The organism is Bartonella sp. A05 (assembly GCF_026930145.1).
GTDB lineage: Bacteria > Pseudomonadota > Alphaproteobacteria > Rhizobiales > Rhizobiaceae > Bartonella.
On the sequence record NZ_JANHOJ010000001.1, the window covers coordinates 553,073 to 578,453 of the forward strand.

Below are 25,381 nucleotides of genomic sequence, written 5' to 3' on the forward strand. Positions count from 1 at the left end.
AGGAATATTCAGGTGACAAATGAAAAAAGTCTCTCTTCATGCAGAAGAGGGCGGCCAAAAGGCGCATTGAATAAAACAACAAAACTGCTCAAAGATGCTATTCTGACAGCTGCTGCACAGGCGGGGTATCACTATGGTTCTGATGGTTTGGTATCTTATCTTCAATATCATGCGATCAATAATCCTGTGCCTTTTTTCTCGCTTTTGGCAAAGGTTTTGCCTCTGCAAGTGACCGGAGAAGGGGGAGGCGATGTCAAAACAGTTTCACGTGTTGAAATTGTGCCGGTCATTGCAAAGGAGACGACGCTTGAGGAGCATAATGCATCGACTTGTAATGATTAGCGCTATAAATGATCGTTCATACGGTAAGTCAAACCGGTTTTTGATAGGGCACTCAAGCGCTCAATATGCGAGAAAACTCCATTTATGCACAAAAACACACAAATTATATAACACTGCGCAAATGATACTGCGCAAATGATACTGCATTTGCGGAAAGAATGCGGAACAAGGGAGCGTCTTTTTCTGAAACGCTGATGTCGACGCTGCTTTCGAGCGCGGGGATGTTAAAAAGGCTGATATGCGTGCCGCTGCGGGGGAAAATCATGGAGCGCGTTGAAAATAGCTCTAGAAAATACACGCCTTGGCTTTATGTCGGCTGTGGGTGGTTATCAGCGTGAAAGATAAGAAATAAGGTTTAATCAAACAGTCAAGCTGGTGAGAAAAGCGTGATTATGGCGCGGGGGCGGGAGCTTATGGGCAAGACAAGGAAGCAAGACTTAAGCGGAAAACAAGGTTTAAGTGGAAAACAAGGTTTGATCGGAGAATGGGTCTGATGGGGGAACGAAGCGTGATCTACAGAAAAATAAAGCAACGAGGAAGTCGCTCATGACAACAGCTCAAGTTGCTCTTATCCCAAAACTTATCCCTGTTTTTGCTGGAAAAGCAGATGTGCGTGCCGCTTGGGGAGGGCGAGGATCTGGAAAAACACGATCCTTTGCTTTGATGTCAGCGGTGGTTGGTTATCGGCACGGAAAGGCAGGGGAAAGAGGTATAATTTTATGTGCAAGACAGTTCCAAAATTCACTTAATGAAAGTTCCTTGGAAGAAATTAAACGAGCTATTGAGTCTTATCGCTTTTTACAAGACTATTATGAGATCGGTGATAAATATATCAAATCAAAAGATGGGCGCATCGTTTATGTTTTTGCTGGGCTTGATCGCAATATCACAAGCATTAAATCCATGGGACGCATTCTGATTTGTTGGGTTGATGAAGCAGAACCCGTCACAGACAATGCATGGCAAACGCTTATTCCAACATTACGAGAAGAAGGAAAAAATTGGCATTCTGAATTATGGGTCACTTGGAACCCCGTACGGGAAAATGCGCCCGTTGAAAAAAGATTCAGAAATATAAACGATCCCAATATTAAGGGGGTGGAGATCAATTGGCGCGATAATCCTCAATTTCCTGATAAACTCAATCGAGATCGAAAAGCTGATTTTGAACAAAGGCCGGAACAGTATCAGCATATTTGGGAAGGCCACTATCTGCAAGCCATTCAAGGTGCATATTATCAAAAATCACTCCTCGAAGCTGAACAGGAAGGACGGATTACATATGTTCCGCGTGATCCGCTCATTCAGATTAAAATCTTTTGGGATATTGGGGGAACAGGAGCAAAGGCTGATGCAACGGCCTTATGGGTAGCACAATTCGTCGGTCGTGAAATTCGCGTCCTCGATTATTATGAAGCGCAAGGACAGCCTCTCTCCGAGCACATTGGCTGGGTGTGCCATAAGGGATATAACGAGGCTCTTATGGTCTTGCCTCACGATGGGGCAACAAAAGATCGGGTTTGCAATGTTAGTTTTGAAAGTGCTCTCCAACAAGCCGGATTTCAAACCAGAATTATTCCAAATCAAGGACTGGGAGCCGTCAAAATGCGCATCGAAGCGGTGAGACGTTTATTTCCGGCCATATGGTTTAATCGCGACACAACAGAGGCTGGACGAAAAGCACTCGCATGGTATCACGAAAAACGCGACGAGCAACGCAATATCGGATTAGGTGCAGAACATGATTGGGCAAGCCATGGCGCCGATAGTTTCGGACTTATGTGTATCGCCTATGAACAACCCAACAACAAACCCAGAAAAGATATCTATCGCTCTTCTTCCTATTCTCAAACATCATGGATGGCTTTCTAATGAACAACGGTACAGCTTTTTTTGACTTGAGTGAAACACTCGAACATCAAGCGCTTTTTAAAAAACTTGTCGGTTGGTATCAGGATGATATCAAACATGCCGAGCAATGGCGCAAGAATGCTCAAGAAGATTATGATTTCTACAATGGGCGGCAATGGAATGAGCAAGATCTCGCCGTGCTACGGGAACAGAATAGACCTGTTATGACCTTTAACCGTATCGCTCCTTTGATTCATGCGGTTGTTGGGGCTGAGCGAAATAATAAACGGCAAGTGCAATTTATTCCCAGACAAGAAGGGGCCGCTTTGGCCAATGAAATCTTAACCGGAGCGGCTGAATGGTTTCGCGATGAGGCCGGTGGAGAATTTGAAGATTCTGATGCTTTCCAAGATGCAATTATCTGCGGAATGGGCTGGACAGATACACGGCTTGACTACGAAGAGGACCCAAAGGGAAAACCAGTAATCGCGCGATTGGATCCCATGAAAATGGTCTGGGATGCAAGTGCTATTAAGCCCAATCTGATCGATGCACAGCGCGTATGGTATATCGATGAAAAACCTCTCGCTATGGCTAAGGAAATGTTCCCAAATGTCCATTGGAGTGAACTCAATGCCGATTGGGTACAAAATCATAGCTTTCTGCACGACTCCAGCGATGGCGAAAGCCAAAGCTTTCACAACGAATATGGCGAGGGTGGTAGCTCTTCTGGTCCCAAAATGGTGACTTTGGCTGAATGCCGGTGGTTTGAGCGCGAGGTCTATTATAAAGTCCTCAACCCCCAAACAGGGCAGTTTATCGATTATTCAGAACAGGACTTTCAAAGTATAAAAAAAGATATCCCACAAATCCAAGCGACAAAAATGACTAGAAAAATCGTTAAACGTGCATTCTTGGGAAAAAAACTACTCGATGCACCCGATAAGCCATTAGTGCCCTCCGATCAACTGGGGTGGGAATGTATTACAGGATATTTTGATAAGCTAAGCAGACAATTTTATGGTATCGTCAAAGCAGCAAAAGATCCGCAACGGTGGGCCAATAAATATTTTAGTCAAGTCATGCATTTGCTCAATAGTCAGTCAAAAGGCGGAATCATGGCAGAACGTGATGCTTTCGATGATGATCGGCAAGCTGCAGAAAGCTGGGCAAGAGCCGATAGTATTACATGGCTTAAAAGTGGTGCTGTCTCGGGAGGAAGAATCCAGCCAAAACCAGTGGCCCAATTTCCAAATGGATTTTTTCAGCTCTTTAATGAAGCAAAAGGCGCAATTTCTCAAGTAACAGGATTATCTCCCGAATTTATTGGGATACGCGCGGTAAACCAACCAGGTGTTCTTGAAGAACAACGACGCCAATCATCACTTAACCTTTTGGCATCCTTTTTTGATGGCTTGCGGCGATACCGGAAACGGCAGGGGCAAATTATCCTCTATCTCATTCAAAATTATCTTTCTGATGGGCGATTGGTGCGCATCGTCGGTGAAGAAAACGCTAAGTATGTGCCGCTGACGCGCGAAATGGTTACCAGTCTGGAATATGATATTGTTGTCGATGATGCGCCAACAAGTCCTAATGAAAAAGAACGGACATTTGCTGTTATTACACAATTGCTTCCTTTAATGCAGAATTTCGCAACACCAGATATGATGCTCGATTTATTGCACTATTCACCATTGCCTGCATCGCTTATTCATAAAATTGCGACAAAAGCGCAAAAGCAGAATCTAGAACAGGATAACCTGCAAGTGCTCCTATAACACAAGGATACGCTCTGCTGTACTCAGAAATGAAGCCGAAAACGTCATGGAAATAGTGGTGAAACCGCTTATTCCAACAGGACGGATAAAAAGATTGGCTTGGGGACAAAGCAAAAAGAGCAAGACCCGTTTGTAAAAGGCATTTGCAGTTTGGGGGCGCTCTGGGATGGTGCCAAAGCAGGATAATGCGCAAAGGGCATTTTCTACACAAAGCATCTCATCATTTGTTGAGAAGACGGTATCTTATTGTCTGAATAGAAAAAAGGCTGACACAATGGACGAAGAAAACTTAATCTGGGAAGAACAAAACCAATTCACACAAAATGCTCTTCAAGAAAGTGAAAACCATGAAGAGGTTAACACTGTGGAGGGGGAAAAGGCAGAAAATATCGGAGAAAATCGAGAAGAGTCTCAAAACGCTGAAGGGATTGAAGCACCACCAGATCCGCAAAAAGATTTTATGGGTTATATGCAATGGTTGGGAAAAACACTCCACAAACAGGAATTATTACGTGCTCAATCACAACACAGTTCTGTTCCTTCAGAAGCAGAGCAATTGCGCTCTTTTTTCCAGAAATCTGTGGCAGATGTCAAACAAAAGCATCAAGATTTCGATCAAGCCGCAGACTTCATTTATGATACGCGTGCTAAACAATTGGCTGCTTGTGCTGCACTCTATCCCGAAATGGCCGATCCAAAAGTTATTGATGAAAGAATCGGAAATGAATTAAAGCAGATTATTCGGGATTGTGCACAAAAAAAGCAAAATCCTGCTCAAGTGATCTACACTATTGCACAAAAAATTGGTTATACGAACACGCTGCAAAGCAACTCTGTTGAAACTATACAGGAAAGGCAAAATTCTGCACGCACACTTGCTGCTCATAACGGTTTGACCCCAACCGGAACTATTTCTTTGGAAATGCTCGATAAAATGTCAGAAGCAGAATTTAGTACTTGGATTAATGATCCCAAAAATAAAGCCGCTTTTAATCATTTAATGGGGGGAGGCGATCTCTAAAGGAGGAGAGCTGTGAATAAACACAAGACAAAACTCTAAACAGGAAAAACACAAACCAAGCAATTTACGGCTTTGAAAATAAGACATGTGGATGCTCAGAAACCGGCAGTTCGCCGGATTTTTTTTATCAATAATTCTAAGGGGGAAAAATGGCTGTAACGCAAATCAAACTCAACGACCCAATGGCTGTGCGCTCGTGGTCTAAACTACTCAATCAAGAAGTCTCAAAAGCGATTTCTATTGCACCATTAATTGGAAAAGATTCAAACAGTATTATACAATTGAAAGATGAAACCAATAAGGCAAGTGGCGATTCAATTAGCTTTAGTTTGCGGACGCAATTATTCGGTGATGGTGTCACTGAAGGACAGGAGATTGAAGGCAAAGAAGAAGTCTTGCAATTCTTAAATGACCGATTGGCGATTAATGAACTCGTTCATGCTGTTCGGGTTAAAAATGAAGGAACCATCGATCAGCAACGTATCTTACATAATTTGCGCACAGAAGCAAAAAATGGGTTGGTCGATTGGTATGCCGATCGTTTGAGCATGATGTTCTTCATTCATGTTTGTGGTTATACCGCAAAAACGCTCCATTTCGAAGGACGAACCATTACATTGAAGCCTGTCCATTACGGATTTAATACACCAACCGCTCCGACCAATAAACGTGTCGTGCGACCCAATGGAAAAATAAAAGATGAAGATTTGAAAGCAAACGATCTGTTTGATCTCAAATTGATCGATAAAGCTGTTGAACGCGCGAAACTTGCAAATCCAAAAATTAGGCCCGTGCGTGTCGATGGCGAAAATGTTTATGTGCTTTATCTCCATCCAACACAGGTTACACAATTGAGAACCAATACCGAAGCTGGGCAGTGGCTCGATATTACCAAAGCAATCTACAGCGGTAGCCGTATGAAAAACCCAATCTATAATGGATCCCTCGGTATGTATAATGGGGTCATCTTGCGGGAAGCCGAACATGTAACCGAAGGCGTAGAGTCAGGAACTCTAGGAAATGTTGTGTCTAAAGTGCGCCGTGCTGTTTTGCTTGGGGCACAAAGTGCTGTTATCGCTTTCGGTAAAGATCAGGGAGCAACGCGTTATAAATTGGTGGAAGAACTCTTTGACTATGAACGCGAATTCGGTGTGGCAGCAAAAACCATCATTGGTATGAAAAAAACATGCTTCAATTTGCCAACAAGCAGTGCTCAAGATGCACAAGATTTCGGTACAATCGTAATACCAACCTATGGTGTACCTGCTTAAAATATGCGCAAAAGTTTTGATCTTTTCTCTCCCAATAAAGAACTTCTTTGGGGGAGAAATACAAAAAAGGAACCTATATGACCATGACTGTTTCAGCTTTTGACCCTTATACCTTCGAAGAGAGTATCCCAGATACTCATTATTCTAAAGCTTTTCAGAGTATGATGACGCTTATCCAAGATGAAATCGATGATACAACAGATGAATATTCACCACAAATTCAAGATTCAATTATAAGTGCTCTTCGAATGTGTAAACGAGAACTTTTTTTCTTTAATACAAAGGAAAAAATCTCATTTAAAATACAAAAAGGGAAACAATGGTACGGAAAAGAGGATAACATCTTTATTGAACCAGACATGGTTATTGAGGCATTGTTTTTAAAAACAAATTCTGAAAAACAACAAGCACTTTCCTATAAATCCATGGAAGAGTTGGAAGAAGAAGAAAGGTTGCAAGAAAAATATGGACTGCGTGCGTCGCGAGAATACCACGATTCCTATACCTTCTTGAATCAAAAAATAGGAATTTTCCCAATCCCTCAAAAGGATGGTGTCGCCTGGCTCTATTGTGTACCGCGTTTGGTCGAGGGAGCTACAATGCAAAAAGATGATATTTGGTTCTTCTGTGCTTTTGATTTAATTAAAGCCCGCGCAAAATACGAACTCTACAAAAATATCCTTAAAGATCCTGAGTATGCGGCTGTCTCTTACAACGACTTTCAAGAACAGCTCCAACTGTTACGCTATGAAACATCGCGCCTGAGGGGCTGCGGAAACATTCTTCCAACGGGGTTTTAAATGGCTTTTTTCCCAATCGCTGATTATCGACCCGATGTGGCTGATATCAATAGCATTTTTACTGATGAGCTTGTTAATGTTCTGCCGGCAGGCGGATCCTATATTCCTATGCCAAGTTTTACACCTTTATCACAACCTTGCCCTGACACAATCTTAAGCGCTATCGCTGTCAAAACCAAAAATGGGGTGTCTGTTATCGTTGGAACACCAACAAAAATCTACCTGCTTGATAATACAACAATGCAGTGGAAAAATATTAGCCGAAAAGAAAAATCCTATCTGGCCAATGTGGATGCACCATGGTCATTCGCTTTGTTTGGTGATTATGTCATTGCCGTTAATGCCAATGATAAGCCTCAGGTCATTGACATTAATCAAGATGAAACATTTAGAAATTTAGGCGGTAATCCTCCACAAGCAAGTATCGTTCGTATTTGGGGCGATTTCGTCTGTTTGATGAAATTAACAGAATATCCGCGACGGGTGCATTGGTCGGGGCTGAACGATGCAGAATTTTGGACTGTCGGAAAAAAAAGTTGCGATTATCAGGATTTCCCCGATGGCGGATATGTGCAAGGAGCAACGGAAACAACAAATCCTCTCATCTTTATGCGTTCTGCAATCTATGCCGGTTCATTTATCCCCGGATCAAAAATGATCTTCAGCTTTCAAAAAATACATGATAAACGAGGCGCAAAAAATGCACAAGCTATCGTCTGTCGAGGAGATCTTGCCTTTTTCAACGATGAAGGTGGTTTCTACCAAATCACAAATGATGGACGAATTACACCAATTGGTTTTGAAAAAGTCGATCGAACCATAACCGAAAAAATAGGACAAAGCCGCTTATCTATTCTGTGGGCCGCTATCGATGGGGTGTATAATCGCGTTTATTGGATGCTCGATGCCGATCATAACATCCAAGAACGAACCTTGCTTATTTATGATTGGGGCTTGCAAAAATGGACAAAAGCAATTGTTAAAGTGCAAATGATTTTACCCATTTTCCTAGCGGGATATAGTTTAGAAGGTTTGGATCGGATTTCTGAAAGCCTAGATGATTTACCTTTTTCTCTCGACAGTAAAGTTTGGCAAAATGAAGCTCCAATTCTTGGTGCTTTTGACCATGAAGGAAGGCTTGGCTCATTTTCTGGACAACCAATGGCTTGCGTGGTGACATCACAAGAAATGGGGAAAACAAATGGCATGATAACGCGCCTGCACAATATTATGCCTCAGGTGAACAGTAAAGAGGTATACCTCTCCGTAGGAATTCGTTTGCGGCAATCTTCCGAAGAGAAAATTGTGTGGTTGCCAGCAAAAAAGCCTTCCAAGAATACAGGTCAAATCCATTGTCGTGCAAGAGCAAGGTTTTATCGCTTGCAATTGCGGATCCCTGAAGGGGAAAATTGGTCTCATGTTACAGGTTTCGATGTGGAGTTAAAGCCAGCCGGAAGGCGGTAAGCATGACTAAAAAGTTATGCGGTCAACAGATCAGAGAACAAACCATAAACGTATCAGGCAATAAGCGATGAAATTAAGGCGGTTTAACAAGGATGCTATAATAACCAACAAGGGAGGATGTGGGTTCTCCCAGAGAGAGCTGAAAAAGCCAAAAATATGACACGGAAACAAAACAGGCAAAGTTCTTATTCCATTCATCTTACAAATCAATGGACATGGGAAAAAATAGCCCGATATCAAGAAGATATCAATGCGGCAATGACAAAATATGCTAAGCGATTTCCTGATGATGTGTGTTTGAAAACGGTTGCGGAAGAAATCGCTAAAGGTCAAACACAACTGTGGGTGATCTTAAAAGATGAAACACAATTTTGCGCCTTTGGAATCACCAAAATTGAAATGACGCACAATGGAAAAAAACGCGTGGTCATTCTGGATCTTGCTGGTGAAGGAGGGCTGAAATTGGTCCAATTGATCGATAAGGTCGAAGAATGGGCGCGAACAATCAATGCTGATGAAATGCTGACACTTGGAAGATCAGGATGGGCTAAAATGCTGGCTCATCATGGATATGCTATTAATCTTATTCATTATAGAAAGGTTCTGACTCATGAGCAGACAAACAAGCCCTCGAATACAAACAACAACACAAACAAATGCACCACCTATATGGGCAGAAGATATCTTGAAACAATCTGCCGAAGCCGCTCTTGACCTTTATAATAAAGGCATTGGGAGGAATGTCTATCAAGGAGAACGACACGCCGGTTTGAGTGATACAACACAAAATGCAATCACAGCTCTGGAAAATGCAGCCAATCAGCACAACAATCCAACACTGAATCAGTGGCTGAATGAACCAACGCAAAGTACTCATAATCTCTCTTCTATGGCAGAGGGAAATTGGATTGGAAAGAACAGCAAATTTAATGAGGCTCTGAACAATGCGCTGAATAAAACGTCCGATGCCATCAACCAGTCCATGGCTGGAGCTGGTCGATATGGATCCGGTGCGCATACCAGTGTTCTTGCTGATGAATTAGGTGGCTTGGCAACAAAAGCAATAGCACAACAATATAATCAAGATGTCAACAATATGATGAATGCCAATCAGATTATTGATCGTTCAAGGCGCGATCAGGTTAATGCCGCAAACGCCTATTATCAAGGACAAAGCAACGCTCAAAGCAATGCTTTAAAAGGGGGGATGGTTCGCGATCTAGATCGGCAAAATGCTTTAGATGTTGAACGTAACAAGTGGATAGAACAAGACAATCAGGCATGGAACCAGTTGGAAAAATTACTGCGCGTGGGAAATGCAACTTCTGGAAATTATAGAACCAAAACAGGTCAAACAACCACAATATCCTCGGGCACACAAAATTCGTTAAAAAATGCTCAGAAATTGCTTGGATTATTCGGGAGTATCATAGGACTTTCCGATCTCAGAGTTAAAGAAAATATTGTGCGGGTGGGAGAAAAAAATGGGTATCCGATTTACGATTTCAATTATAAAGGAAATACCCAACGCTATCGTGGCGTGATTGCTCAAGATGTGATGCGCTTGAATCCCGATGCTGTGCATCTGGATTCAAGAACAGGTTTATTGCATGTCAATTATAGAAAAATTGGCTTTGAGCTAGAGATGATTAAACCCACTAAAAACAAAATCAGCCTCATCTTATCTCGTTTCTTTGCGCGTTGTGGTTTTCTGAAAAAAGGACATGTCATATGAGTTCTATTTATGATTGGTCGCTGATAGCGCTAGAAAATGCTCGTGCTGATGAAATCATTAACTGGGCAGAAGGACAACCGCCAAGCTCAGTGAATGACAGTGCTCGCGTAATGATGCAACGCGTCAGAGAATATATGGCGGATCAAGGCGGCGCAATTGAAACAAAGTTTGCCGTAAACAATGAGGAGAAAAAAACATCAATTCGTTTGATAACAAAGTCTCCTATTATCGTTTATACAAACGATATTGTTGTTCGCTTCAAATCGCAAGGGGTCAATATTGGAGCAACAAATGTTGCGATCAATCAATTATCAGCTCAGCCCGTTTATAAGGTAACACAGAATGGTATAGAGCCTTTAAGCGGTGGTGAAATTCAAAAGGGAGGGATTTATGAACTCATCTATCATCAGGGCATTACCGGAAAAAGCCTAGATGGTTGGTATCTTACAAATCCAACCATTGAATTCTCAACAAGTTTTCCAGCAGGCCTTATTGCCACATTTGCTATGGAAAAATTGCCGGAAGGTTGGATTTTATGTGACGGCAAAGCATATCTCCGCAAGCAGTTCGCAAACCTCTTTTCAGCCATTGGGGAAATATGGGGAAAAGGTGACGGAACAACAACATTCAATGTTCCTGATTTACGGGGCATGTTTTTGCGCGGATTGGATAATGAGAAGGGGATTGATAAAGGCCGTACTTTAGGGAGTAGGCAAGAAGATTCTTTCAAAGCCCACACCCATACAGGGAAAACAAAGGAAGCGGGTGCGCATACGCACACATATGAGGAGTTATCTGTCTTAGAAAATATGACGGCTATAGATGACTCCGAGTGGCGGAACGTCTATAGTAAGTTCAGAACAAAGAACACATCGAGAGCAGGTAATCATAGCCACGAAATAATATTGAATCAAACAGGTGGGGAAGAAACACGCCCTGTCAATGTTGCCGTTGTTTATGCCATTAAGACATGAAAACGGAGCCTGTTCCATTTCTGCACAAAAGCTTCAAATAACCCGCATGAATTGATATATTTTAGAAGAGGTACGTGCGTGCGGTTCCAAAACGCTAAGGGGTGGAAGCAATTGGTGCGGTATGCTCTCATTTAGCATAAAATGCAATGCACATAATGATATCAAGAGCATATATGATCAGTCGATCAATGGGCGGGATAACGCAAAGTTCGTTGGCAAAAATGCAACAAATATTTCTCAATTGATAGGAAATAATAATATGAGGTAACGGAATGGTGATTTTTCCATTTTCTATTGCAGACATTGATGATCCAAAACATATTCGTGTGGTTCTCTATGCAAGTGGGTGCATGGGACACGCTCCTTTAAATGCATTGTTTGATCCAATACGTAAGGGTATGCATCAAGATATGAGGTGTGAAGACAAAAGACATAATCAAAATTATGCACAATTGTTGCAGCGTATCATTGTCTTAGAAGAAAAATTAAAAGCTGTCATCGATGATAATAGGGGTACCAAAGATGATGATGACAATAGAGACAATAATAGAAAAATAGAAAACGGCGATAAAGCCAATGGTGCATGTTAGCAATTACTCAAATGATATCAACATAAGCCTCTTAGGTGGCTTTTTTTTATGAGGTGAGGGGGATAATGCGGAAAATATCAAAAGAGGGGCTTGCGTTGATTAAACAGTGGGAAGGGCTGCGTTTTCATGCTTATCAAGATGCCGTTGGTGTGTGGACAATTGGCTATGGCCATACGGCACAAGCAGGTGCTCCTATTGTGCATGATGGTATGAAAATCACGGCAAGCCAAGCAGATGTCATTTTGAAACAAGATTTAGCACAATTTGAGGAAACTGTTGAAAAAGCAGTTCTTCTCCCCTTAACCGATGAGCAGTTCGCAGCTCTCGTGTCTTTTTGCTATAATGTGGGAACAGAGGCTTTTTGCAATTCTACGCTTTTAAAAAAGCTAAATAAAGGCGATTATGAGGCTGTGCCTGCTGAATTGCAAAAATGGACCAAAGCAGATGGAAAACGCTTGATAGGTCTCGTTCATCGACGAGCTGCAGAAGCAGGGTTATGGGTCAAAGGGGCTTATGTTGCTTCTCGTTCTCAGGAGGTAGAAGAACCCTCAGTTGCTCCTTTTTCGAACGCTGAAATGTGGGCACCGATCATTGGAGCATTCTCTGGTTTAACGGGGATTTTTACGGGAGAGGGGCCTGTGCAATGGGCTTTAGCCTCAATTATGGTTTTGGCCGCGATCGTATGGATGTGGGTCTATGTTGATCGGATAAGGAAAGAACATCTATGACGATTATATCGCGTTTGAGCTTAATTTTTACTTTTATGATTGCTGCTGCGTTAAGCGGCTTTTTTTATGGTCGCTCTTTCGAGCATACTAAAACGCTAAGCCAAGCGGTGGTTGCTTTTCAAAATCGTGAGAAAATTAATGATGAAACTTTTGCCCTTTCTCCTTTTCACCTCTGTATTGCTCTTGGTGGGTTGTCAGACGAGTGTTCCACTCTATTGCATGGGATGGACAAAACCTCCCGCTATTAACAAACCAACCCTTTTGGTCAAAACAGAGCCAATCTTATCTCGCTGGATTGTGGCAACAGATCGTTTTGGTCAGCAGCAAAACTGTTGGAAGCCGTAAGGGGGAAGAAATAAACTATTTATGGGAGAAAAGAATTTTTCGTCTTCTCTCTCTCTTGTTACTATTTGAGCATGCTATGGTGTGTGCGTGGTGGCATGGCGTATTGCGACGGATAGTCAGAATTTTCCAACGTGAAACCACACGCATAACCACGTTTAGGTGCATTTTGAAATCACTTTACGATGAAATCCCCAGTTTTTTATCTTCTTTTCGTGTCATATGTCTTGTATCCCCTTGAGTGGATGACAAACATGGAATATGTTCTTCAGGTTAAAGGAAATCATTATAGGCGTTTATTGAGACACTCCAGAAAGGGACTTTTCTGTAGAGGTCTATAATGTAGAACTGCACAGCAGAGCAGTCATCAGAGTCTGTCGTGTGCTAAAGTTGAGGGGAATGAATTATGCGAATGTTTCTAAAACAAATATTTTTAGCTCTGATGGCCGTCATTCTTATAACAGAAATTTCTCATGCTCAAGATGATGAAAAAGAAGATTTTGTAATTGGTAATGTAGTTCTTGTTCAAGCTTTTGCATCGTCAAACTGTTTGATAGAGATCAAAGAATACAAATCAGGTGAGAAAATGGTAGGAGCTTGGAATTGTGACACGATAAGCGGGCAAAATGTGATGAATATGGCTCGTATTGCGCTTACTGAGAAGACGTTTATAAAGGTGTATTATGATAATCCAAAAACTCTAAATGGTATGCCTGGCTTTCGGGTAAAAAGTATTGTGTCCGTCAATAATAGGATAGAAGAAACTAGTATACACTAAAATGAACAGTTTTTCCATTTCTTTCTCGTATTATGTGCCTAGAGCCAACTTGAGTGAATTGTCGCTATAAAGTATATCTTTTTGTATTAAGGGAGAGATCATCTATATTCGAGACGTTTTATGGAAAAACTAAGGTAGTGTTGCCTATAAATGTGGAATTGTACAAGCAGATCAGCGGTTAAAGTGCGCTGTGAAGGGACATTTTGGCATCAGATGCGAGCTAAGTGGAAACTTTGCTTTTTAAATTAAACAAGCGGAAGTTGGATCAAAATATCCGTCAGAGTGCATGTGCTATCAGCGTGCAGATGGACGTATCTGATGTCAATGTTTAGGGGATGAATTATGGGGACTTCAAAATATAAAGAGTAAATAAATAAAGTGGGAGCGGTGGTTTGTTTTCAATCTGTTGATACTGCGTGAACGGATGCACGAAGCGAAGTGCCATAGTGTTAGCACCCGAAGCGCATTATAATATTTCTATCAAAATGCGTTATGAATCTTGATACCTTTTGTTTTGTATAAAGGAGTGATTGCTTTTTGATGTAAAAAGATTGATAACGGATGTTTCCCGATATATTCTTGTAAATTATTATGCTGATATTATTTTCTGTTATAAAAAGTTTGCCTTGATGAATAAAGGATATGGTGTTCATGGAAAGAAGAATTCACGCGAGGCGCAAAAACTATAGCAGAAAATTATATCGCAAAATGATTTTTATTTGTGTCATTCTTTTTTGTACGTTTTCCTTTTGTTTTGTCGCTAAAGAGGCTATCAATCATTTTTTTTTCAAAAAAGAAGTGGTACAACAAGTGCAGGTTAAACCCGTCATTCCAACATTTGATTTGCGCATTTATTGTACAGAAATTGCTGCTTTGGCTATGCCGAATATAATGAGAGAGGTTTATCAGCATTGCATAAACTCAGAAAGTGATGCCTATTTTGCCATTCGTAAAATTTGGGAAGCAATTCCTGATGATGTAAAGGAAAGATGCGTTCAAATTGTTCGACCAGGAGATGGAAACTATTTTCTCTTACGTGATTGCCTTATGAATGCAAAACAGGATGAGCTCAATCAAGTCCGTCATCATTTTTAGGCTGATAACATTTCTTATTTACTGATATTTTTAACTTTTTATCATATCGTGATGGCGCATGCGGTTGGTAGAAGGAGATGGGAATCAGATCCACTCACGATTATTTGATGATTTTTTACGGTTTTAAAAGATGCCTTTTTTCTTTATGTTAAAAGGAATTAGAGTGCTTTTGGTGGTTTTCTCAAGTCTATACGACCCACTGTTTTGGGGAGAATTATTGCAAAAAAAACGCAAGTACAAAAAGCGCTTTTTTAACAATTAGCTGAGTCGTCCTAAAAGATTCGCTCCGTTTACAGCACTATGTATGAAAAGCGCTATGTATAGATTAAATCACTAAAAAGGATATTATTTCAGTTGTTTTGTGCTTTTTTCTTGTTAGAGGTACGATTTTGTGTGCCGAATTTCTCGAATGATATCCTCTTTATATCCTTGAAATTAAGGCAAATATACAAAAGGATCCACTCCTTTTAATCTATTTTTCAACGGAAATGATACTTAACTCTCGTTGTTTTCAAAATGATTCAGTTTTCACCATAAATTTGCCTTATTTTTGCTGGATAATCATTTCAGCTTCAGCATTTGTAGAGGCCGAAGTTAGGTGATTAACAGGGTTATCATGTTTGCTGCGTCTCCCTGTAGCAAGATTGCAGTCTAATCACCGCTCCTTAGCTTTCCGGCAGTTGCGGTAGCAGCTGTCGGAATGAGATTATATTATAGGTATGGAGTGCAGGTCAATTTCAAAATTGATGTTTGCAGTTTTGCGTTTTTGTACAGACGGATATCGTGTGTTATTTTCCTTAAGCCATGTGCTTTTCTACGGGGAGAAATCTGCATGCAATCAGTTTAGTATGCAAAAGAAAATACTTTAGCTCTTCTTTTCCTATGTGTATTTATGAAAGAAAAACCATCAATGGTTATGATTTTTTTATTCGAAACGGATAAAGATATTCGGGGTTCAAATAAGAAGAGACTTACTGTGTTCATATGAACACAGAAGTAAAAATCTTACGTTTTTTTTCAATATACGGTTGTCTTTTTAAAATATTTGTGCTTCTCTTGTCGTCGTTGGAGGTGATGTTTATGCGCATTTCTAACGTATTTCTTTTGTATTTTTGAGAATTTATACCGTTTTTAGTCTCTGTCAGTGTATGGCATTTTCAATGGGAATATGATTTGTAGCGGGATGTGGTCGTCTTTGTTGCAAGATAGAAACATCTTCTGATTTTCCTTGATATGATAGTTTGTCATGCATAACAGATCCAGTAAGTCGTTATATAATTGGGAATTACAGAGCAGGAACTACAGGACAGTTGAGCAAAATAATGATTTGTTGGCTATTATAGCGCTTGTATTCATTTATACGCAAATGAAGCGATTTTTTAGGGGAGGGTGTATAAACAACTGATGGTTGTTTTCTTTTCCTGCAGAATGGAGCTATGTTGGTACAACGCTTGTGAGTTAAATATGCGAAAAAGTGAGAGTATATTGGTGTTTTTTAAAGAGCAGTTATTTTAAGAGCAAAAGGAAATCATTTGTTTGTTTTCGGACACTTTATGTGTAGATTTTCATTTTTTTGCTATTTTTCCACAAGATGATTGTTTTTTTAATGAAGTATAGCTTATTTTCAAAAAAATACTTGGCATTTTCTGTGAACATCATTAGGTTCCTGCTGGTTAACAGAGGAAGAGGAAATCTTGGGCTTAGATATTCCTTTCTGTTTTTTGTGATTTTCAAGAAATATTTACTTTTATCAGATGTCGATAGAGGGCATGTGAGTGAAATTAATCGGGGATATCCGATAACATATTTTGAATATGATTAACATTGCCAAATAAATAATAAAGTCAATTAAGATAACACACTCCAGAAGGGATAAATATGAGGCCACAACAAAATAGACGGGTACGCGGTCGCAATAACAACAATAACAGACGCGGTCCTAATCCGTTGTCTCGGAATTATGAAAGTAACGGTCCAGATGTTAAAATTCGTGGAAACGCTCAGCAAATTGCTGATAAATATATAAGTCTTGCGCGCGATGCACAGGGTTCTGGTGATCGCGTTATGGCTGAGAATTATCTGCAACATGCTGAACATTATCTGCGTATTATCTTGGCGGCCATTGGGCAAATGCCTCAACATGCTCAGCGTGATGAAAACAGTGAACAGGAATGTGGAGAAATAAGCGCCGCTGAAGATATTAAAAGGAGCGATGTCAGTGCTGATAATTCTGCGTTGCAGATGCAATCACAAAAGAATAGCAATGAACCAAAAGGTCAAGAGAAGAATGGGCAAGCATGTAATCCTTTGGATGTGAATGCTCTGTCGGCTGAGAGTGATCCTCAAGAGCAGTGCGCTGTTGGAGATGTTTCAGAAACTGTTAAAAGACCACGTCGTGTTTCACGTCGGCGCGTTACGCAGCCTCAAGAAGCTCCATCTCTTGAACTTTCTCAGGAAATGAAAGAGCTTACTGGGGAAAAAGATGAAGCAACAGAAACAAAAAAGGTTGTTGCTCTATTAAGTGAAGGAGTGCAGAAAAAACCACGCCGCCGTCGTATGGTGGCTTCCTTAGCTGAAGAGAATGTTTAAAAACGCTTACAATTCTGCCCTTTGAATTCAATAGAGGCAGTTGTTTAAGCGTTTATGATGGTGTTATAGCCCTTGAAGAAAGGGTCATGATGTTTTTTCTGTTATTTCAACGGAAAGAATCGCTATAAGCGCACCGGTACGATAATTATAAATCATAAATTTGATCTGTCCTTCAGGTGTTAAAATTTTCAACACGATATTTTGTTCTGAGAGACTTTGCGATAAAATTTGTGTTTTTTCTGGGAACGTTAGTGTGTGATTGGCAATTTCTGAACCATTGCTTTGGGACGAAACAACACTTTCCTGTTTTGGTGCTCCTTGATGTATTGTAACTTTATACACGATTCCAACCAAAACAGCGAGAATAAGAATAATCGTGATTGAAATGGAAAATATCATCAAACGCATGAGTTTTTTCCTCACCCGTTCCACTGCAGGATCTAAAGGTTCTTCTTGAAGACAAGAGTTTTGTTCATCATGATCGTTTTTAAAAGAATGGATTTGCTGATTGTTTAACATGTTGCACGTTTTTCGTTATTTTGTTCTCAGGATATGACGAACTTATGCTTTTAATAATTTTTATGCAATGGATCTCTGTATGGAAAAGGAGATGGTTGTCGTCAAGGTGTTTGTTTCAGGGGCTCTGTGTGTGTTACAATATGGGTGCTGTGCGTGTTATATCTATAGTTTGGCTTCTCAGCAGAAGATTCCCTCGGTTTGTGATAGACCAAGTAAGAGCGACTTCTTGTTGATTTAAGTTTGCACGTATGTTTGTGCATTGGGAGAAGATTTGTTCTCCATAAAATGCAAATTTTTCGGTCAATGGGATTATGTCTTGTTCACATGCCAGTACTGTTGGGTAAATTTTGACCATTGTGTCATTGGAATAACAGCTTTTAAAATCATCTGTACATGAAATGAGTAAGAGAATAGAAACAAAGGGAGTCATGAAATCCTTTCTCGATAAGAGGCAGACAGTCTTGTCGATGTTCTGTCAGAAAGTGGGGGTCTTGCTGCTAAACGATCTTACTTTCTCTTTGTTCCAAGATTGTTTATTCCAAGATTGGTGGATACTGGTTTTAATGGATTTTCAGTGCAAAGTTCTAAGAGATTGTGGTGGTATGTGGCTTTAAACTTAGCGATTCAGGGAGAGCGTTTTTGCTTAAAGAAGGGAAGTTGAGTGTGCTCAAGGCTTTATACTGGAGATATAATCTGCTTTTTATGCTGTGATGTTGCAATTTTTCTTTTTTCAACAAAAGGTATCAAAATGCGTATCAGGAACATACAGATAATATACAACACCTTCTTTTGTTAATTTAAAAGAGGCTGAACCATTCACGGAAATAGGAACGATTTTTTCCAAAACGGCACTGCCAAAACAGGATTTATTTTGAGTAGAGAGAATTATTCCAGCTTCAAAATTTTCGCTCCATGTGATTAAAAGTTGCGAGCGTCCATTCACTGTTTCATGGATGTCGCAGCACACAGATACGCTACCTCTTTCTTGTGATAGGGCACCACAAGACAGAGAATTGATAATGAGTTCATGAAACGCCAAACCAATATGCAAAGCTGCGTTTGGGAAGAGATATGGATCTACCCCCTTGATGGAAAAACGCTCTCTTTCTTTTGCTAAATAACCCAAGGCTTGAGATTGCACCAATTCACGAAATTGAGCACCTCGCCAATTAGAATCAGTAACCAGATCTTGGGAATGGGAGAGAGAATGGATACGTCCTTGAAATTTGCGCAAGAAAACCTGAAGCGATTCTGTATAACGAGCAGTTTGGCTGGCGATACTTTGAATGATTGCTAAAAGATTTTTAGAACGGTGGCTGACTTCCCGGAGTAAGATTTTGAGCACCTGCTCGCGTCGACGCAAGCCAGAAATATCAACCCCAGTAGTAATGATACCAATAATTTCTCCATTATCATTGCGGTGACAATCAATAGAAAATTTATACCAAATAGTTTGGTTGGTAACATCTTCAAATCGTGCTTCAATTGTCTGCATTTTGCCGGTAGCTAAAACCTGCAATTTAATTGTTTCCATATTATCAGCAAGATCGAGCGAAAAGAAGTCATTGTCACGACACCCCACCCGCCATTTATTATGCAGATGCTGAGGTAGGTTTTCTGCCCATACATAGATCAAATTTGTTGTTTGATATAAGACACAAATATCAGCACCTCGGATTGCCTGCATTAAGGCATCGAGATGAGATTTTTCCATAGGGAGCGGAGAAACAGGAGCGATAATCATGATCAATACTGTCTTATGTTAGGCGGCTTTGGAAGCGTTTTCTTGAAAAAACAGAGCCTGTGAGATGAGTGCTTTCACCATATCGGGATTAAATGGCTTTGTTACCAAAAAAGTTGGTTCAGGACGCTTTCCGGTCAGCAGTCTTTCGGGAAACGCTGTGATAAAGATCACCGGTATAGGATCGTTTTTCAAAATGTCATTGACGGCATCAATGCCGGAACTATTGTCTGCTAATTGAATATCGGCCAAAATCATTCGTGGCTTTTTCTGATGATACATGACCACAGCTTCATCATGGGTACGTGCAATTCCTACGACATGATGACCAAGACTTTTGACCATTTGCTCAATATCCATAGCAATGAGAGGTTCGTCCTCAATAATCATAACATCTGTGGCAATTTGTTGAGAAATATCAATGGATGCTTGGTTGAGAAGCTGACGAAATTCTTTTGTGTCAAGATTCATAATTTCGCTCGCTTCACGTTCGTTAAATCCTTCTACAGCAATCAGCAAAAATGCTTGGCGTGCACGTGGTGTGAGATACGATAATTTTGCATGCGCTTTGTGTTCAAGATCAAGCTGTGGAAATGGGATAGCAGTATTGGGTGTGGTTTGGTCAAACAGGTGACAGAAAAGGCGATAAATCCCAATGCGATCACTAGATGTGGTTGGAAAAATAGAGATATCAATAATGAGCGCTTCTAACATCGCTGCTACATAAGCATCACCCGATGCTTGGTTACCTGTTACGGATCGGGCGAAACGTCGAAGATAAGGGAGATGTGATGCAATACGCGTTGATAATGACATAATATGTGACTCCTTCGTCCTTTGTAAGCGCTTTCTTGATTGAAATTTTCCACACACAAAAAAGTTCCCTTTTTTATATGGAACTTTTTAGAGGGCACTATATTTACAACCTATAAGAGATAAACTTTCTCTGCACTACTTATATGGGTTAGGGGGATGAAAAATGAACAATTGTGGTGAAAAAAATATCACCAGTTATTTCACGCTCGAAGATGATCTTCTTGGAAGCAATAGCGAAATAGGTCTGAGGTTACGCCAATTTTATATGAAAATTCAGGAAGAAGCTATTCCTACACATTTACTTGAACTTTTGGACAAGTTGAGTCGGGTAGAGCAAACGAGCTTAAACAGTGCAGAAAAGGCTTGATCCTTTATGACGATGGGCGCAAAAGATTTTAAACAAGAACTTCTCTTGGTTTTGCCAGCTTTAAGAGCTTTTGCGATTTCTTTAAGTGGTAAGCATGATAAAGCCGAAGATTTGGTACAAGATACCATCATGAAGGCATGGGCGAAGCAAGACAGTTTTAAAATGGGAACAAATCTCAAAGCTTGGCTTTTTACCATTTTGCGGAATGAATTTTATAGTCAAATGCGTAAACGGGGAAGAGAAGTTCAAGATAGTGAGGGAACTCTTCTCCAAAGTGTAGCGGTTCATCCTGCACAATATGGATCCCTGGATTTGCAAGATTTTAAAAAAGCCTTAGATATGTTATCTCCTGATCAAAAAGAAGCCATTATTCTCATTGGTGCATCGGGTTTTTCTTATGAAGATGCCGCAGCTATTTGTGGCTGTGCCGTTGGAACGATTAAAAGTCGTGTGAGCAGAGCGCGCAATCGTTTGCAAGAACTGCTTGGTGTGAACGGTGAATCCGATTATGGCCCTGATTCTCATTCAGCAGGAAGTACATTGTGTTCATTTAGTGTCTAAAATAGCATAATAATTATGGTCAATGGCCTTGTTTTTTTTATTCTCGTCATAGCTATTAAAGAAAGTCAGTATTCTGAGGAAATGCAGAGCGCTTGGTGTGCATTTTGTAAAACATAAGAAAGCCACCAGAAAGCATCAATCAGACTTTTTTATTACGTTATGATCGATAGAGCAAGTCTCCTCCGTGTTGAAAAATGACGATTGTCAGGTTCGCCAATGGAAATTATATGACAATAAAGACGAATTTGCTTCCTGAAAAAAGAATTGATTCAGCGACGTCGCGTTGGCGTTGGGTGGCGATTATTGTTTCTCTCCTTATGGCTTTTTTGGCGTCGACCTTTATTATGCTTTTATCGAATGCAGTTGATCGAGAGATTAGCCAATTGAATACAAGTGCAGAACTGCGTGAACAAGCTGATTTAGTGCTCGTTAGTTTGATCGATCTGGCCATAGCCAATCGTCGTTATGCCAGTAGCCGCGAAGAAAAAGACAAAGCTCACTTTGAAAATGCGGTTCGTGATCTGGATAATATCCTTAATTATACGGCACTTATTATTTATTCATATCCGCAATGGTATGAATGGTTTAAGGAGTTTAGAAAGGAAGTCGAAGCGCGTAAAAACATGATGAGATCTCATATGCGTGCTCTTGATGCGTCTCCTCGTCAATCTGTTCAATTCCCTTTTCCTGTAATGCCAAAGACTCAAGTTACACGTTTGGTTCAATTGATGACAAATTTCATTAATGAAGATGATATTATGCGGCAAAAGCAGCGCGAAGGTATAGCGATTATGCGTGCTGCCTTAACATTAGCGGCGATTGTTTCTGTTGTTAGTACTTTTATTTCAGCTTATTTTGTGATTAACCGTTTTCGCCGTGATGTTCGCTATTTAAAATTATATCAATTGTTGCTTCATAGTGAAAACGCGGCACTTGAAGCTCGGGTGAAAGAGCGTACACGAGAATTGGAAAAAGCACGCAATTATGCTGAAAAAGAACGCCAGCGTGTTGAAATTCTCTTACAAGATGTCAGCCATCGCATTGGCAATTCTCTGAGCACGGTTTCTTCTCTTCTGGGTTTGCAACTCAATCGTAGCAAAAATGAAGAAGTTCGTTCTGTTCTTGGTGCTGCCCGTGATCGTATCCAGACGATATCTACTGCGCATCGTCGTTTGCGTTTGAGTGATGATATGGAAACAACTTTATTGGCAGAGTTTTTGAGTTCGGTTGTCCATGATGTCGAATTGGCGGTGCCTTTTGAATTGCGCGAAAACATAACTATTCATACATCTTTCAAAGATTGTCGTTTATCTTCAAGAGATGCCACAACGCTCGGGATTATTTTGGGTGAACTTTTAACAAATTCTTTAAAACATGCTTTTCCAGATCACCGCTCGGGGCATATTCATATTTCTTTTGGACCTCAAAAAAATGGCCAAATGATGCTTATCGTTGAAGATGATGGTATTGGCATGTGTAGCCAAGAATCTGAGCAAAAAACAGGTATTGGACGCTTGGTTATAGAACAGCTTTGTATGCAATTTGGTGAGAAATCACTTTTTGAAACATCTGATTTAGGCGGAACAAAGGTCACAATTCCTTTACCCAAGCTGATAATGAGTGACTCAGATGACGCCAATGATTCACCATTGGTTTCTTAAAAATTTTTTTTACAAGATTGCCTTTTTCTTTCTTTGTATGAGCAGGGCAGAATCAAATCCCCACATCTTTGGGCTTCATTATGCCCGCTCTTTGGTGCTTTTTATGGAATCAAACTTCAAAGAGAGGAAGACACATATTTCGATTATTAGCGGATCTTACGTATTGTTTAAGAAGCTGCTTCCGATTGAGTTGTGGGGTTGTTGAGCAAAGAATCAATATTGTTTTTTTCTCGCAAGAATGCTTGTAACTCTTGATCGATTAAAGTTTTACTGTCCGGGAGACGAATACGCATAGGGTCAACTTTTTTCCCATTGACAATGACTTCAAAATGACAGTGTGGGCCGGTTGCAAGCCCAGTTGATCCAACATAGCCGATGACTTGCCCTTGTCGAACTTTCACACCTGGTTTAATACCTGGTGCATAAGTATTTTGGTGTGAATAAGAGCTAGTATAACCATTGGCATGTTGAATGACGGTATGGTTGCCATAACCGCTTGTTGCTTCCATTTTCGTAACAACGCCATCACCAGCTGCAACAATAGGAGATCCTTTTGGGGCGGCCCAATCCACTCCCGTATGCATACGCACATAGCCTAAAACAGGGTGTTTTCGTGGACCAAAGGACGAACTAATATAGCCGTTTGGAGTGGGCTTGCGGATCAGAAAAGGTCTCGAATTTTTGCCTTCGGCATCATAATAATCAATGCTACCGTCCTTTGATTGATGCCGGTAATATTTGTGCGTTACATTTCCGAAAGTCGCGCTAATATAACGAATTTCAGGCTCTGTGTTGGTGACAGGTTGTTTTTCTTGCGGCTCTTTTTTGCCATTTTTTATGCTTTGGTTGTTTTGGTCAGAGTCTTTTTGTTGTGGCACGGCATAAAATATTTCGAGCTGATCCGTTGGTGTTATGCGGCTTTTCATATCAATATTGGTTGCAAGCAGACGGATGATGCGCTGAGAGAGTGTGTGTGGTATATTATGGTCGAGGACAGCATGATAGATCGCATCATAAACTGTAGGCAATTGTTCTGAACTGACATAAGAATGAGGAAATCCATTTTGAAATGCAGTTTTGAGTGTATGCGACATTTCTGGTTCTGTGCTTTTAACAAATTGGTTTTTATCGTTGACTGCAACTGTGAGAATATGCTGAGTTCCTTGATAGATGCTTGCACGCACAAGATGATTTTCTTCTCTTTGTTGTTGTGTGATGATACCGATGCGTAAAAAACTTCCCTTTTTGAGGGTATCTGATTGGTTCAATGCCGTTAAAGTTTTTGCAATTTGTTGCACTTGTGTTTCTGTATAATTGGACTCTTTGAATGCATCCAATATTGTTTGTTTTTTATGAATAGGAATAATATCTTCAGTATAGTTTTTTGCGAGATCGATTCGGTGATTTTGGGGTGAAATGGTAACATTTTCTTGAATGATGCGCACTTCAGGAAGATTGGAGTCAGACGATAAGTTTTCCCATTCCAAAGGGTCAAGCAGTGTTAAAATTGAGAGAGGTTCACTTGTTTTTTCTAAAGGAAACCCAGCTTTTTTTAATTCCTGTTGTACTTCATCATGAGTGAGCATATCTGTGCCATCAAAGTGTATTGTATCAAAGAGAAAATCATAATTTCGGAGGGTTATTTTTGTTGGCACTTTTGCAATGTAAATGGATCCTGTGTTTTGTTGTTGCATGAGTTGATTTGGCTCATTGTCTGCAACAAGACTTAACGCATCGAATTTAGGGTAGGTGTATTGATGGGGACGTACTTCGGCTAAAGTCATACGGATCCATTCAAAATTCTGAGTCTGAATGACTGCTTCATTTCCTTTTTGTTGCAGAATGGATAATTCAAATTTGCGTTTACTATCGAGACTTTGATGTGCATATGTGGGAACGATGCGGTCTTCTTTATAGCCATTGGCATCAGGATTCAGTGTTTTGGATAGATTCGTCTGAATGAACCATTGTGGGAGTGTTACGCGTAAATGTTGTCCATCTAAGGCAGTGAGTAGCGCAATTCCCATAAGGATACAAGAGGTTGCTCCAGTAAGAACTGTTCCTGTTAGCCAACGTATAGAGACCTGTCTACGGGCAGGAAGAGAGCGTTGAACCACAAGAGCGGGGTCTTGTCCGGGATCATTTTTCTGATGTTTGTTGTCCCACATAGATTTTTATCATACTCTGTTATTTTAAATATAAATGCAAAAAAGTAACACGGCTTGAACTGTTGAGACAAGAGTTTGATTATTTTTATAGAAAAGATGTGGGTTTTTTGTAGAAAGAGATCATCCTTAATTTAGAGTGATACAGCAAAGTAAAAATACAACTTGATAAAAATATATGGTGAATATT

General features: G+C 40.4%; 22 protein-coding genes and 1 pseudogene. 19 read left to right on the top strand and 4 right to left on the bottom strand.

The features are described 5' to 3' along the window. Positions 1 to 12 precede the first annotated feature (12 nt). The 16 genes and pseudogenes from NPX98_RS02275 to NPX98_RS02350 all read left to right on the top strand — a co-directional run bounded on the left by NPX98_RS02275 (position 13) and on the right by NPX98_RS02350 (position 17,361). Entirely contained in the window at positions 13 to 342 is a 330-nt protein-coding gene (locus NPX98_RS02275) for a hypothetical protein (protein WP_269022379.1), read from the top strand. A gap of 546 nt (positions 343 to 888) precedes the next feature. Next, the gene (locus NPX98_RS02280) at positions 889 to 2,214 is read left to right on the top strand and encodes a PBSX family phage terminase large subunit (RefSeq protein WP_269022381.1); all 1,326 of its coding nucleotides are present in this window, start codon (positions 889 to 891) and stop codon (positions 2,212 to 2,214) included. Further along, entirely contained in the window at positions 2,214 to 3,974 is a 1,761-nt protein-coding gene (locus NPX98_RS02285; protein WP_442864446.1) for a portal protein, read from the top strand. The genes NPX98_RS02280 and NPX98_RS02285 overlap by 1 nt, the downstream gene beginning before the upstream one ends. 274 nt (positions 3,975 to 4,248) lie before the next feature. Beyond that, positions 4,249 to 4,995: a hypothetical protein gene (locus NPX98_RS02290; protein ID WP_269022442.1), complete on the top strand. Its 747-nt coding sequence runs from the start codon at positions 4,249 to 4,251 to the stop codon at positions 4,993 to 4,995. A gap of 149 nt (positions 4,996 to 5,144) precedes the next feature. Next, positions 5,145 to 6,266 carry a N4-gp56 family major capsid protein gene (locus tag NPX98_RS02295; protein ID WP_269022384.1) on the top strand — a complete coding sequence of 374 codons (1,122 nt, stop codon included), beginning with the start codon at positions 5,145 to 5,147 and terminating at the stop codon, positions 6,264 to 6,266. A gap of 83 nt (positions 6,267 to 6,349) precedes the next feature. Beyond that, positions 6,350 to 7,066 (top strand): hypothetical protein, encoded by a 717-nt coding sequence (locus NPX98_RS02300; protein WP_269022443.1) that lies wholly within the window; start codon positions 6,350 to 6,352, stop codon positions 7,064 to 7,066. Continuing rightward, positions 7,067 to 8,530, top strand: coding sequence for a hypothetical protein (locus tag NPX98_RS02305; protein ID WP_269022385.1), 1,464 nt, complete (start codon positions 7,067 to 7,069; stop codon positions 8,528 to 8,530). A 156-nt stretch (positions 8,531 to 8,686) separates the two neighbouring features. Beyond that, a pseudogene (locus NPX98_RS02310) lies at positions 8,687 to 9,136 on the top strand (hypothetical protein); the annotation flags it as partial. Positions 9,137 to 9,140: 4 nt separating this feature from the next. Beyond that, positions 9,141 to 10,265 carry a tail fiber domain-containing protein gene (locus tag NPX98_RS02315; RefSeq protein ID WP_269022386.1) on the top strand — a complete coding sequence of 375 codons (1,125 nt, stop codon included), beginning with the start codon at positions 9,141 to 9,143 and terminating at the stop codon, positions 10,263 to 10,265. After that, entirely contained in the window at positions 10,262 to 11,239 is a 978-nt protein-coding gene (locus NPX98_RS02320; protein WP_269022387.1) for a tail fiber protein, read from the top strand. The genes NPX98_RS02315 and NPX98_RS02320 overlap by 4 nt, the downstream gene beginning before the upstream one ends. 272 nt (positions 11,240 to 11,511) lie before the next feature. Further along, complete coding sequence (locus NPX98_RS02325) at positions 11,512 to 11,829, top strand: hypothetical protein (protein WP_269022388.1); 318 nt, start codon at positions 11,512 to 11,514, stop codon at positions 11,827 to 11,829. A gap of 65 nt (positions 11,830 to 11,894) precedes the next feature. Beyond that, positions 11,895 to 12,557 carry a lysozyme gene (locus NPX98_RS02330; protein WP_269022389.1) on the top strand — a complete coding sequence of 221 codons (663 nt, stop codon included), beginning with the start codon at positions 11,895 to 11,897 and terminating at the stop codon, positions 12,555 to 12,557. After that, the gene (locus tag NPX98_RS02335; RefSeq protein ID WP_269022391.1) at positions 12,554 to 12,805 is read left to right on the top strand and encodes a hypothetical protein; all 252 of its coding nucleotides are present in this window, start codon (positions 12,554 to 12,556) and stop codon (positions 12,803 to 12,805) included. The genes NPX98_RS02330 and NPX98_RS02335 overlap by 4 nt, the downstream gene beginning before the upstream one ends. 500 nt (positions 12,806 to 13,305) lie before the next feature. Beyond that, positions 13,306 to 13,677, top strand: a complete 372-nt coding sequence (locus tag NPX98_RS02340) for a hypothetical protein (protein WP_269022392.1) — start codon at positions 13,306 to 13,308, stop codon at positions 13,675 to 13,677. Positions 13,678 to 14,328: 651 nt separating this feature from the next. Continuing rightward, the gene (locus tag NPX98_RS02345) at positions 14,329 to 14,772 is read left to right on the top strand and encodes a hypothetical protein (RefSeq protein ID WP_269022394.1); all 444 of its coding nucleotides are present in this window, start codon (positions 14,329 to 14,331) and stop codon (positions 14,770 to 14,772) included. A 1,878-nt stretch (positions 14,773 to 16,650) separates the two neighbouring features. Beyond that, positions 16,651 to 17,361: a DUF4167 domain-containing protein gene (locus NPX98_RS02350; protein WP_269022396.1), complete on the top strand. Its 711-nt coding sequence runs from the start codon at positions 16,651 to 16,653 to the stop codon at positions 17,359 to 17,361. A gap of 84 nt (positions 17,362 to 17,445) precedes the next feature. Here the strand turns inward: NPX98_RS02350 and NPX98_RS02355 are convergent, their stop codons facing one another. The 3 genes from NPX98_RS02355 to NPX98_RS02370 form a co-directional block, all read right to left on the bottom strand. Further along, positions 17,446 to 17,880, bottom strand: a complete 435-nt coding sequence (locus NPX98_RS02355) for a hypothetical protein (protein WP_269022397.1) — start codon at positions 17,878 to 17,880, stop codon at positions 17,446 to 17,448. A 730-nt stretch (positions 17,881 to 18,610) separates the two neighbouring features. After that, positions 18,611 to 19,624 (bottom strand): PAS domain-containing sensor histidine kinase, encoded by a 1,014-nt coding sequence (locus NPX98_RS02365; RefSeq protein ID WP_269022401.1) that lies wholly within the window; start codon positions 19,622 to 19,624, stop codon positions 18,611 to 18,613. Positions 19,625 to 19,642: 18 nt separating this feature from the next. After that, complete coding sequence (locus NPX98_RS02370; RefSeq protein WP_269022403.1) at positions 19,643 to 20,437, bottom strand: response regulator; 795 nt, start codon at positions 20,435 to 20,437, stop codon at positions 19,643 to 19,645. 163 nt (positions 20,438 to 20,600) lie between these two features. On the opposite strand from NPX98_RS02370, the gene NPX98_RS02375 reads away from it, so the two are divergent. The 3 genes from NPX98_RS02375 to NPX98_RS02385 all read left to right on the top strand — a co-directional run bounded on the left by NPX98_RS02375 (position 20,601) and on the right by NPX98_RS02385 (position 23,026). Continuing rightward, positions 20,601 to 20,804, top strand: coding sequence for a NepR family anti-sigma factor (locus tag NPX98_RS02375; protein ID WP_269022404.1), 204 nt, complete (start codon positions 20,601 to 20,603; stop codon positions 20,802 to 20,804). A 6-nt stretch (positions 20,805 to 20,810) separates the two neighbouring features. After that, entirely contained in the window at positions 20,811 to 21,365 is a 555-nt protein-coding gene (locus NPX98_RS02380; RefSeq protein WP_269022405.1) for an RNA polymerase sigma factor, read from the top strand. Between the two features lie 227 nt (positions 21,366 to 21,592). Beyond that, a complete protein-coding gene (locus tag NPX98_RS02385; protein WP_269022406.1) occupies positions 21,593 to 23,026 on the top strand; it encodes a sensor histidine kinase in 1,434 nt (477 codons plus the stop codon). A 167-nt stretch (positions 23,027 to 23,193) separates the two neighbouring features. On the opposite strand, the gene NPX98_RS02390 is transcribed toward NPX98_RS02385, so the two are convergent. Then, positions 23,194 to 25,194: a M23 family metallopeptidase gene (locus NPX98_RS02390; RefSeq protein ID WP_269022407.1), complete on the bottom strand. Its 2,001-nt coding sequence runs from the start codon at positions 25,192 to 25,194 to the stop codon at positions 23,194 to 23,196. Positions 25,195 to 25,381 lie beyond the last annotated feature (187 nt).

Excerpts from the sequence above, each read along its gene's own strand:
- NPX98_RS02295 (WP_269022384.1), top strand. The coding sequence starts at position 5,145 with ATGGCTGTAACGCAAATCAAACTCAACGACCCAATGGCTGTGCGCTCG.
- NPX98_RS02290 (WP_269022442.1), top strand. The coding sequence starts at position 4,249 with ATGGACGAAGAAAACTTAATCTGGGAAGAACAAAACCAATTCACACAA.
- NPX98_RS02280 (WP_269022381.1), top strand. The coding sequence starts at position 889 with ATGACAACAGCTCAAGTTGCTCTTATCCCAAAACTTATCCCTGTTTTT.
- NPX98_RS02390 (WP_269022407.1), bottom strand. The coding sequence starts at position 25,194 with ATGTGGGACAACAAACATCAGAAAAATGATCCCGGACAAGACCCCGCT.
- NPX98_RS02385 (WP_269022406.1), top strand. The coding sequence starts at position 21,593 with ATGACAATAAAGACGAATTTGCTTCCTGAAAAAAGAATTGATTCAGCG.
- NPX98_RS02325 (WP_269022388.1), top strand. The coding sequence starts at position 11,512 with ATGGTGATTTTTCCATTTTCTATTGCAGACATTGATGATCCAAAACAT.
- NPX98_RS02330 (WP_269022389.1), top strand. The coding sequence starts at position 11,895 with ATGCGGAAAATATCAAAAGAGGGGCTTGCGTTGATTAAACAGTGGGAA.
- NPX98_RS02365 (WP_269022401.1), bottom strand. The coding sequence starts at position 19,624 with ATGATTATCGCTCCTGTTTCTCCGCTCCCTATGGAAAAATCTCATCTC.
- NPX98_RS02285 (WP_442864446.1), top strand. The coding sequence starts at position 2,214 with ATGAACAACGGTACAGCTTTTTTTGACTTGAGTGAAACACTCGAACAT.
- NPX98_RS02335 (WP_269022391.1), top strand. The coding sequence starts at position 12,554 with ATGACGATTATATCGCGTTTGAGCTTAATTTTTACTTTTATGATTGCT.
- NPX98_RS02355 (WP_269022397.1), bottom strand. The coding sequence starts at position 17,880 with ATGTTAAACAATCAGCAAATCCATTCTTTTAAAAACGATCATGATGAA.
- NPX98_RS02345 (WP_269022394.1), top strand. The coding sequence starts at position 14,329 with ATGGAAAGAAGAATTCACGCGAGGCGCAAAAACTATAGCAGAAAATTA.
- NPX98_RS02320 (WP_269022387.1), top strand. The coding sequence starts at position 10,262 with ATGAGTTCTATTTATGATTGGTCGCTGATAGCGCTAGAAAATGCTCGT.
- NPX98_RS02350 (WP_269022396.1), top strand. The coding sequence starts at position 16,651 with ATGAGGCCACAACAAAATAGACGGGTACGCGGTCGCAATAACAACAAT.
- NPX98_RS02370 (WP_269022403.1), bottom strand. The coding sequence starts at position 20,437 with ATGTCATTATCAACGCGTATTGCATCACATCTCCCTTATCTTCGACGT.
- NPX98_RS02340 (WP_269022392.1), top strand. The coding sequence starts at position 13,306 with ATGCGAATGTTTCTAAAACAAATATTTTTAGCTCTGATGGCCGTCATT.
- NPX98_RS02380 (WP_269022405.1), top strand. The coding sequence starts at position 20,811 with ATGACGATGGGCGCAAAAGATTTTAAACAAGAACTTCTCTTGGTTTTG.
- NPX98_RS02315 (WP_269022386.1), top strand. The coding sequence starts at position 9,141 with ATGAGCAGACAAACAAGCCCTCGAATACAAACAACAACACAAACAAAT.
- NPX98_RS02300 (WP_269022443.1), top strand. The coding sequence starts at position 6,350 with ATGACTGTTTCAGCTTTTGACCCTTATACCTTCGAAGAGAGTATCCCA.
- NPX98_RS02305 (WP_269022385.1), top strand. The coding sequence starts at position 7,067 with ATGGCTTTTTTCCCAATCGCTGATTATCGACCCGATGTGGCTGATATC.
- NPX98_RS02375 (WP_269022404.1), top strand. The coding sequence starts at position 20,601 with ATGAACAATTGTGGTGAAAAAAATATCACCAGTTATTTCACGCTCGAA.